General features: G+C 43.9%; 8 protein-coding genes and 2 riboswitches. Of the genes, 3 read left to right on the top strand and 5 right to left on the bottom strand.

Annotated elements, in window-relative coordinates; all coding sequences use genetic code 11:
• Positions 1-73: 73 nt before the first annotated feature.
• Both fbpA and BTA30_RS22795 read right to left on the bottom strand, forming a co-directional pair.
• Entirely contained in the window at positions 74-247 is a 174-nt protein-coding gene (fbpA, locus tag BTA30_RS16295; RefSeq protein WP_076762357.1) for a Fur-regulated basic protein FbpA, read from the bottom strand.
• A 109-nt stretch (positions 248-356) separates the two neighbouring features.
• Entirely contained in the window at positions 357-512 is a 156-nt protein-coding gene (locus BTA30_RS22795) for a hypothetical protein (RefSeq protein ID WP_094777347.1), read from the bottom strand.
• Positions 513-703: 191 nt separating this feature from the next.
• Between BTA30_RS22795 and BTA30_RS16290 the strand changes: the two genes are divergently transcribed.
• Positions 704-1,036 carry a MerR family transcriptional regulator gene (locus tag BTA30_RS16290; RefSeq protein WP_076762356.1) on the top strand — a complete coding sequence of 111 codons (333 nt, stop codon included), beginning with the start codon at positions 704-706 and terminating at the stop codon, positions 1,034-1,036.
• A 31-nt stretch (positions 1,037-1,067) separates the two neighbouring features.
• On the opposite strand, the gene BTA30_RS16285 is transcribed toward BTA30_RS16290, so the two are convergent.
• The 3 genes from BTA30_RS16285 to BTA30_RS23080 all read right to left on the bottom strand — a co-directional run bounded on the left by BTA30_RS16285 (position 1,068) and on the right by BTA30_RS23080 (position 3,616).
• The gene (locus BTA30_RS16285; RefSeq protein WP_076762355.1) at positions 1,068-1,457 is read right to left on the bottom strand and encodes a hypothetical protein; all 390 of its coding nucleotides are present in this window, start codon (positions 1,455-1,457) and stop codon (positions 1,068-1,070) included.
• Positions 1,458-1,547: 90 nt separating this feature from the next.
• Complete coding sequence (mgtE, locus tag BTA30_RS16280; RefSeq protein ID WP_076762354.1) at positions 1,548-2,903, bottom strand: magnesium transporter; 1,356 nt, start codon at positions 2,901-2,903, stop codon at positions 1,548-1,550.
• 251 nt (positions 2,904-3,154) lie between these two features.
• A riboswitch (M-box (ykoK) riboswitch) is annotated at positions 3,155-3,319 on the bottom strand.
• 138 nt (positions 3,320-3,457) lie between these two features.
• Positions 3,458-3,616 carry a transcriptional regulator SplA domain-containing protein gene (locus BTA30_RS23080; protein ID WP_239693555.1) on the bottom strand — a complete coding sequence of 53 codons (159 nt, stop codon included), beginning with the start codon at positions 3,614-3,616 and terminating at the stop codon, positions 3,458-3,460.
• Between the two features lie 290 nt (positions 3,617-3,906).
• On the opposite strand from BTA30_RS23080, the gene BTA30_RS16275 reads away from it, so the two are divergent.
• Entirely contained in the window at positions 3,907-4,860 is a 954-nt protein-coding gene (locus tag BTA30_RS16275) for a S8 family peptidase (RefSeq protein ID WP_076762353.1), read from the top strand.
• A 140-nt stretch (positions 4,861-5,000) separates the two neighbouring features.
• Positions 5,001-5,190: riboswitch (cobalamin riboswitch) on the top strand.
• A 150-nt stretch (positions 5,191-5,340) separates the two neighbouring features.
• The gene (gene metE, locus BTA30_RS16270) at positions 5,341-7,629 is read left to right on the top strand and encodes a 5-methyltetrahydropteroyltriglutamate--homocysteine S-methyltransferase (protein ID WP_076762352.1); all 2,289 of its coding nucleotides are present in this window, start codon (positions 5,341-5,343) and stop codon (positions 7,627-7,629) included.
• Positions 7,630-7,688: the final 59 nt, after the last annotated feature.

The raw sequence follows: 7,688 nt of genomic DNA, 5'->3' as shown, positions 1-7,688 counted from the left end.
TCGTTATACGAAAGAAAACTCCTGCTTATTTTTTTTAAGATATGAAAAAGAAGCCCGCATTTTTCAAAATGGCTTATTTTGAAAACGGGCGGGCTTTATGTTTTTGAAAAAAATAAAAATATTCGTTTCTGAGCTCTGTAATCGTCATCCTCTGTAAATGTTCCTGATGATAGACGCCAAGGGAAATCAGTTTTTTCGAATAGTGATTTCTCTCTTTTTCCAATGCGTTTTTTAATAATTTGCTCATAGCTTCTCCCTTCCTTTGTGTATCCTGTTATTCAAGAATACGACTTTTTTGTTAACTGAAAATAAAGGTCATGTAAAAATTGCACTTCTTTTCGCTCCCCTTTCCTGATTTAAGAGGATTTCTGATAAAAGCCGTTCTGCACCGCCCGCAGGAGCGGAAATGCATCCTTTCCGGCAAGCTTCATTAATGTCTCGAACAGTTCATCCCTTTTATTGTCTAACGCCACGATTTCTTTTGCGAGTGAGACAGCTTGGTGTTCCTTCATCATAAATTCCTCCTAATCTGCTCTGTTACCACAGCATACAAGACATATCTTCCCGCTGCACCTTTTCTGTAAACTTTTCTTCCGTATTTTTTTAAAAAATATTTAATTCATGTTAGATTTTCTTACAATCGCCAGGTTTTTTCTCGCATTTTCTTATATAATACAAAAAAAGTCATCTTAGGGGTGGGAAAATGACAGTCGAAGACCTTTCTTATAAAGATAAAAAGGTGATATCAATTGGCATCGTCAGCGAGCTCACAGGCTTATCAGTCAGGCAGATCCGCTACTATGAAGAACGGAAGCTGATCTATCCGCAGCGCTCTTCAAGAGGCACGCGAAAGTACTCCTTTGCCGATGTAGAACGGCTGATGGATATTGCAAACAAGCGCGAAGACGGCGTTCAAACGGCAGAAATTCTCAAGGACATGCGCAAAAAAGAACAAAGCAAAAAAAACGATCAGCAGCTGAGGAAAAAAATGCTCGAAGGGCAGCTTAACGCTCACTTTAAATACAGAAACCGCTAAAAAACGAATCATTCCCGCCGAATGATTCGCCTCATGATTTACTGCTGATTTGTCCGATAAAATCAATCATGATGCCTTTGTCGGGATCATCGCGAATCCGAAACGCGACCCTTCCGGACTCTCCGCTGTTTTCCATCTTGTAAGCGGCATGAAAAACGTGGATGCTTGCTTCAGATATTTGAAAATCATCGGCGTTAAGTCCGGAAATCCCCCATTTTTGCTTTTCTTTAAGGATCGTTTCCGGAGAAGGAACGGCTCCCTCAACGTACAACCGCTTCATTTCAGACAGGTCTTCCTTCAATATGGCCTCCAGCATGTTTTCAACGGCGGCCAGCCGCCGGTCTTTCCCCTCATCCTCATTCTGGCACCCGGTGATCACCGTAAAAGCCAAACATATCACAATCGCTGCTATCCTTTGCATGCCTCAACCTCCCTGATCTCTGCCTAAAATATATAAACTTTCAGGGCGGCTGGCAAGCAAAAACCCTCCTTTATGAGGAGGGCGGCTGTTTTATAATGCATGAATAAAAGCAGTTGCAATACCGAAGTAGATCAAAAGAGACAGGATGTCATTTAAGGTTGTGATCAGCGGTCCTGAAGCGATCGCAGGGTCGACATTGCATTTGTGGAGAATAATCGGGACGACCGTGCCGGCCATCGTTCCGATGATCAGCGTGGCAAAAAGCGAAGTTCCTACCACAAATCCTAGCAGCAAATTCCCCTGCCAGACAACCGCGATTCCTGTAATCACCACCGCACACACCAGACCGATAATGATGCCGGCTCTCAGCTCGCGGAAAATCAGACGAAAAATCGTTTTTTTGTTCAGTTCTTCTTTTGAAAGGCCTCTGATGACAACGGCTAAAGACTGGGTTCCTGTATTCCCTGTCATCCCGGCGATCATCGGCATAAAGAAGGCAAGCGCGACGACCCGCTGCAGCGTGTCTTCAAAATAGCTCATGATGCTTCCGGAGATCAAACCGATAAACAGAAGCAATATCAGCCAAGGCAGGCGCCGGTATGCGGCGACAAATGATTTTGTATCAAACGTGATCGCTTTACCTGAAGCTGCGAATTTTTCATAGTCTTCATTCGCTTCTTGGATAACGATGTCGATGATGTCATCCACCGTTACGATTCCGACAAGCTCGTGGTTTTTTTCCACCACGGGAATTGCCAGAAAATCATATCGTTCAATAAGCCTTGCGACCTCTTCCTGATCTTGGAGCGCCTCTGCCGAAATGACTCTCGTAAACATGAGATCCTGAACCTTTTCATCAGGTTCAGCTAAAATCAAATCGCGGTAGGATAAAACGCCGACGAGCTGTTTGTTCTCATTGATGACGTACAAATAGTTGATCGATTCGGCGATTTCGGCGAAGCTTTTCAGCTTTACAACGGCTTCTTTGACCGTATAATGTTGCGGAATCCACACATAGCGGTTTGTCATGATTCTTCCCGCCGTTTCCGGCGGATAATTCATCAGCACGCGGACCGCTTCTGATTCTTCCGCTTCCATGCTTGAAAGAAGCTGATCTTTGAGCTTCGGATCCATCTCCTCTAAGAGGGCGGCAAGATCGTCATTGTCCATCTTGTTCATCACATGGATCGCTTTTTCTTTGCCGACTTTGTTTAAAACGGACAGCTGCTCCTCTTTATCAAGCTCACCCATTAAATCGGTGATGTCTTCAACTGTTAAAAAAGACAGATACCGTCCGCGGTGTTTTTCAGGCATTTCCTTGAACAAAATCGCCATATCATACGGCTGCAGTTCTTCTAAAACGCTTTGAAACTCTTTTCGTTTTCCATCTCTAAGCAAAATAATAATTCGTAAAATCAGTTCATCATATGTCATGTTTTGTACCATGGCAATCTGTACCTCCTTTTTAGGAGATCCCTATACCACCATAGCAAAAGGGGTGATATGTATGGATCTCCTCACCGTGAATCAGTGTTTTGTGCCAAATAATGTTTCTCGTATGTTTAAACCGCCTCGAATGGGGAGAATCCATACTCACACCTCCTTGTATGATCCGGAAAGATTGACTTTCCTTAAAAAATAAAAAAACACCTATTTCATTAAATGAAGGTGTTAAAAGCCATACAAAAATAAAACCCTAACGCCTTCAATCGTAGAGCTTTAGCACTGTATGGCATAGGCAGCATGCCAGCTGCGTTAAAAACCACCTTATGTCGATGGTTCTTGTTGACCCATTGGCGTCTTTGGACATTTTTGGGCAGCAGCATATCTCCATACAGGAGCCTCACCTAACGAAGAGCTGTATTTACCGGACACAATGAGATTACAGAAAAAAAGGGTGACTGTCAATAAAAAAAACAACTTTAATACGTTCTTGGTCACGTTAATTCCCTTTTTCGTCAAAAATAAACCGGTTCTTCGTCAAGTGCAGCATTTTCCCGCTATTCTTCGCTTAGCTTTGGAATGTCTTCCTCTGACAGCAAATGATAGTTTTCATGCAGCAAAAGCGCATATTCTTCGTCAAATTTCGGATGGGGTACATATTGGGCTTGTTCGATTGAAAGCTCTTGCCTTTGGTGTTCTTCTTTTTCTTTCATCATCAGCCACCTCCTTTTTTCAATAGGATGGCCTTTTGCTCCCGATAATATGAGGAAATCAACTCTCATGGATCTAGTTATTCTTTCATCTCTTTTACCATTCGGCTCAGGTCTTATTGCTTACAATAACAGCATCATTTCCTATTATTCGACTTTCCTCACCTATTCTCTATTTTTAGATTTTTCATAAAATTCATACAAATGAACCTTTTTTTAGCAAAATAAATGTTTTAAAATATAATCACGCACCTTGTAACCCATCTAAAGCAACACAAAACAGGGAGGGCTTTGAAATGCAAATGCGATTAATTCCTTATGTCACTGACGCGAAGCTGATGGACGTGAATGAACTGCCGGAAGGAATCGATGCGATTAAGGCACCGGAGCTGTGGTCACAAGGTTTTAAAGGAAAAGATGTCACTGTCGCAGTGCTTGATACAGGCTGTGACGCAACCCATCCTGATTTAGCGGATAGAATTATCGGAGGCAAAAACTTCACTGACGATGACAACGGAAAAGAAGATCAGTTTAATGATTATAATGGACATGGCACCCATGTTGCGGGTACGATTGCTGCCAATGACAAAAACGGCGGGATTTCCGGTGTTGCCCCTGAGGCAAACCTTTTAATCGTTAAGGTGCTAGGCGGAGAAGACGGAAGCGGTGCATATGAATGGATTATCAACGGCATCAATTATGCCGTTGAACAAAAAGCGGACATTATTTCAATGTCGCTTGGCGGACCGGCCGATGTTCCCGAATTGAAAGAAGCTGTGGCAAATGCCGTCAATAGCGGTGTTCTCGTCGTCTGTGCAGCCGGAAATGAAGGCGACGGAAATGACCGTACAGAGGAATATTCATATCCGGCCGCGTACAATGAAGTGATTGCTGTCGGCTCTGTATCGCTGACGCGAGAATCGTCTGAATTTTCAAATGCTAATAAGGAAATAGATCTCGTCGCACCAGGCGAAGAAATCTTATCAACATTGCCTGGTCAGCAATACGGGAAGTTAACCGGAACGTCGATGGCCACTCCTCATGCCAGCGGCGCGCTTGCTCTTATAAAATCAATGGAAGAGGACGCATTTAAACGGAAACTGACAGAGCCGGAACTATACGCTCAGCTGATCCGCAGGACTCTTCCTCTCGATTATTCAAAGGCGCTGATCGGAAACGGATTTTTATATTTGACAGCTCCTGAGATTTTAGCTGAAAAGGCTGGCGAAACAAAACTTCTTTCCCTTTAACAACCGAGCCGCCGACATTGGTCGGCGGCTTTTTCATGATGTCGGATAATTCCCGGGCGATAATGAAGAATCTTTTTAATAGTAAGAATTCAAAAATTATTTTGACTAAAAGAACATGAGGGTATATAATCTACTAAACAATTTCAACACTAGGAACACGGTAATCTAATGCGAGGTTAGATTTTAAAAGGGAAGATTGGTGAAAATCCAACGCGGTCCCGCCACTGTAAATGAGTAGGTTATTTCAAAAAACCCACTGTTTCTATATGGGAAGGGTGAAATAACTGTTGATCCACGAGCCAGGAGAACTGCCTGTTCTGATGCACCATATACCTACGGTCGATAGGAGGTGTTCGAGTTGACGTAACAATAGGCTACGTTTATTTCTCGTTCGCAAAAATGCTGTATTAGGCATTCACCTTCAATCTGTCCGGAGAGTGAGTGTCTTTTTTTATTGAACATTAAAAGGAGGATACCTGAATGACAAATGTGAAAACAAGCAGCTTGGGATTTCCAAGAATCGGCTTGAACAGGGAATGGAAAAAATCGCTTGAGGCTTATTGGAAAGGAAAAACAGATCGCGAGACCTTTCTGAAAGAAATCGACGAACAATTTTTTGCAGCGCTCAAAACTCAGCTTGATCAGCAAATCGATATCATACCGGTTTCAGACTTTACGTTCTATGACCATGTTCTTGACACGGCGATTATGTTCAACTGGATTCCTGAAAGATTCAAGGATTTAAACGACCCGTTGGATACTTATTTTGCAATGGCAAGAGGAACAAAAGAAGCTGTATCGTGCGAAATGACGAAATGGTTCAACACAAACTATCACTACATCGTGCCTGAATACGAAAAAAATGCACAATACCGCTTAACAAAAAACAAACCGCTTGAAGATTATAAGAAAGCAAAAACGGCATTGGGCGTGGAAACGAAGCCCGTCATTCTTGGGCTCTACACTTTTGTAGCGCTGGCAAAAGGCTACGAGACACAAGACATCAAAGACATTTATCAGCAAATGATCCCGCTTTACACCCAACTTCTAAAAGAGCTTGAACAGGAAGGCGTCAAATGGGTGCAAATTGACGAACCCGCTCTTGTCACGGCTTCACCTGCTGAAGCAGCCGCTGCAAAAGAAATCTATGAGAAGATTAAAGATAACGTGTCAGGGCTGAATGTACTTCTGCAAACATACTTTGATTCAGTCGATGCCTATAAAGAACTGATTTCGTTTCCTGTTGAAGGAATCGGACTTGATTTCGTTCATGACAAAGGCAAAAACCTCGAGCACCTGAAAGCGCACGGCTTCCCGAAAGATAAAGTGCTTGCCGCGGGCATTTTAGACGGACGAAACATTTGGAAAGCCAATCTTGAAGAGCGTCTTGATTGGACGGCAGAGCTGATAAGCGGACTCGGGGCCAGCGAAATCTGGATTCAGCCTTCAAACAGCCTGCTCCATGTCCCGGTAGCAAAACACCCTGAAGAACAGCTTGCCGATGATTTGATCAACGGTTTATCCTTCGCTAAGGAAAAGCTTTCAGAACTTACGCTTCTGAAGGAAGGCTTAGTTTCCGGGAAAGCGGCCGTACAAAGCCAGATCAATGATGCAAACGAACACCTTCAAGCTCTAAAACGATACGGCGCCGCAACCAATACAGCTTTTGCCGAGGAACGAGACAAACTGACTGAGGAAGACTTTGCCCGTCCGACGGCATTTGAAGAAAGACTGCGGATTCAAAATGAATCTCTCGGCCTTCCTGTTCTGCCGACAACGACGATCGGAAGCTTCCCGCAAACTGCTGAAGTGCGAAGCGCCCGGCAAAAGTGGCGGAAACAAGAATGGTCAGACGAACAATACGGGTCGTTTATTAAAGAGGAAACAAAAAGATGGATTGACATTCAGGAAGACATCGGGCTTGATGTCCTTGTGCACGGAGAATTCGAACGGACTGACATGGTTGAATATTTCGGTGAAAAGCTTGGAGGATTCGCTTTTACCAAATACGCCTGGGTTCAGTCTTACGGCTCCCGCTGCGTCCGTCCGCCTGTGATTTATGGGGATGTTGAATTTAAAGAGCCGATGACGGTAAAAGAAACGGTTTATGCGCAGTCATTGACTTCTAAAAAAGTAAAGGGCATGCTGACAGGACCTGTGACGATTTTAAACTGGTCATTTGCCCGCTATGATCTGCCGAGAAAAGAAATCGCCTTCCAAATCGCGCATGCCCTTCGCAAAGAGGTCGAAGCGCTTGAAAAAGCCGGAATCCAAATCATCCAAGTCGATGAGCCTGCATTAAGGGAAGGTCTTCCGCTGAAAGAACGGGATTGGAATGAGTATCTCACATGGGCTGCCGAAGCTTTCAGACTGTCCACTTCATCTGTTCAAGACACAACGCAGATTCACACACATATGTGCTACAGCAACTTTGAAGATATCGTGGATACAATTGAAGACTTGGACGCAGACGTCATTACGATCGAACACAGCAGAAGCCACGGCGGATTCCTTGATTATCTTGAACAGCATCCTTATTTAAAAGGGCTCGGGCTCGGCGTTTATGATATTCACAGTCCGCGCGTCCCTCCTACAGAAGAAATGCTGACAATCATTGAGGATGCGCTGAAAGTTTGCCCGGCTGACCGTTTTTGGGTCAATCCTGATTGCGGATTAAAAACGAGACAGCCTGAAGAAACGATCGCCGCATTGAAAAACATGGTCGAAGCCGCTAAACAAGCAAGGGATAAACTGGCTCAGACTGTTTAATTTCACAAAAAATTCAGGAGGGAACCATCCGAATGAACGGATGGTTCTTTTTCTTGCCT

The organism is Bacillus swezeyi (genome assembly GCF_001969815.1).
Classification (GTDB): domain Bacteria; phylum Bacillota; class Bacilli; order Bacillales; family Bacillaceae; genus Bacillus; species Bacillus swezeyi.
The sequence above is the reverse complement of the archived record's forward strand: the minus strand, read 5'-3'. Positions and strand labels throughout refer to the sequence as shown.

Bases quoted from the DNA above. Each gene is read 5' to 3' on its own strand.
- BTA30_RS16285 (WP_076762355.1), bottom strand. From the start codon at position 1,457: ATGCAAAGGATAGCAGCGATTGTGATATGTTTGGCTTTTACGGTGATC.
- metE (WP_076762352.1), top strand. From the start codon at position 5,341: ATGACAAATGTGAAAACAAGCAGCTTGGGATTTCCAAGAATCGGCTTG.
- BTA30_RS16290 (WP_076762356.1), top strand. From the start codon at position 704: ATGACAGTCGAAGACCTTTCTTATAAAGATAAAAAGGTGATATCAATT.
- BTA30_RS22795 (WP_094777347.1), bottom strand. From the start codon at position 512: ATGAAGGAACACCAAGCTGTCTCACTCGCAAAAGAAATCGTGGCGTTA.
- fbpA (WP_076762357.1), bottom strand. From the start codon at position 247: ATGAGCAAATTATTAAAAAACGCATTGGAAAAAGAGAGAAATCACTAT.
- BTA30_RS16275 (WP_076762353.1), top strand. From the start codon at position 3,907: ATGCAAATGCGATTAATTCCTTATGTCACTGACGCGAAGCTGATGGAC.
- mgtE (WP_076762354.1), bottom strand. From the start codon at position 2,903: ATGGTACAAAACATGACATATGATGAACTGATTTTACGAATTATTATT.
- BTA30_RS23080 (WP_239693555.1), bottom strand. From the start codon at position 3,616: ATGATGAAAGAAAAAGAAGAACACCAAAGGCAAGAGCTTTCAATCGAA.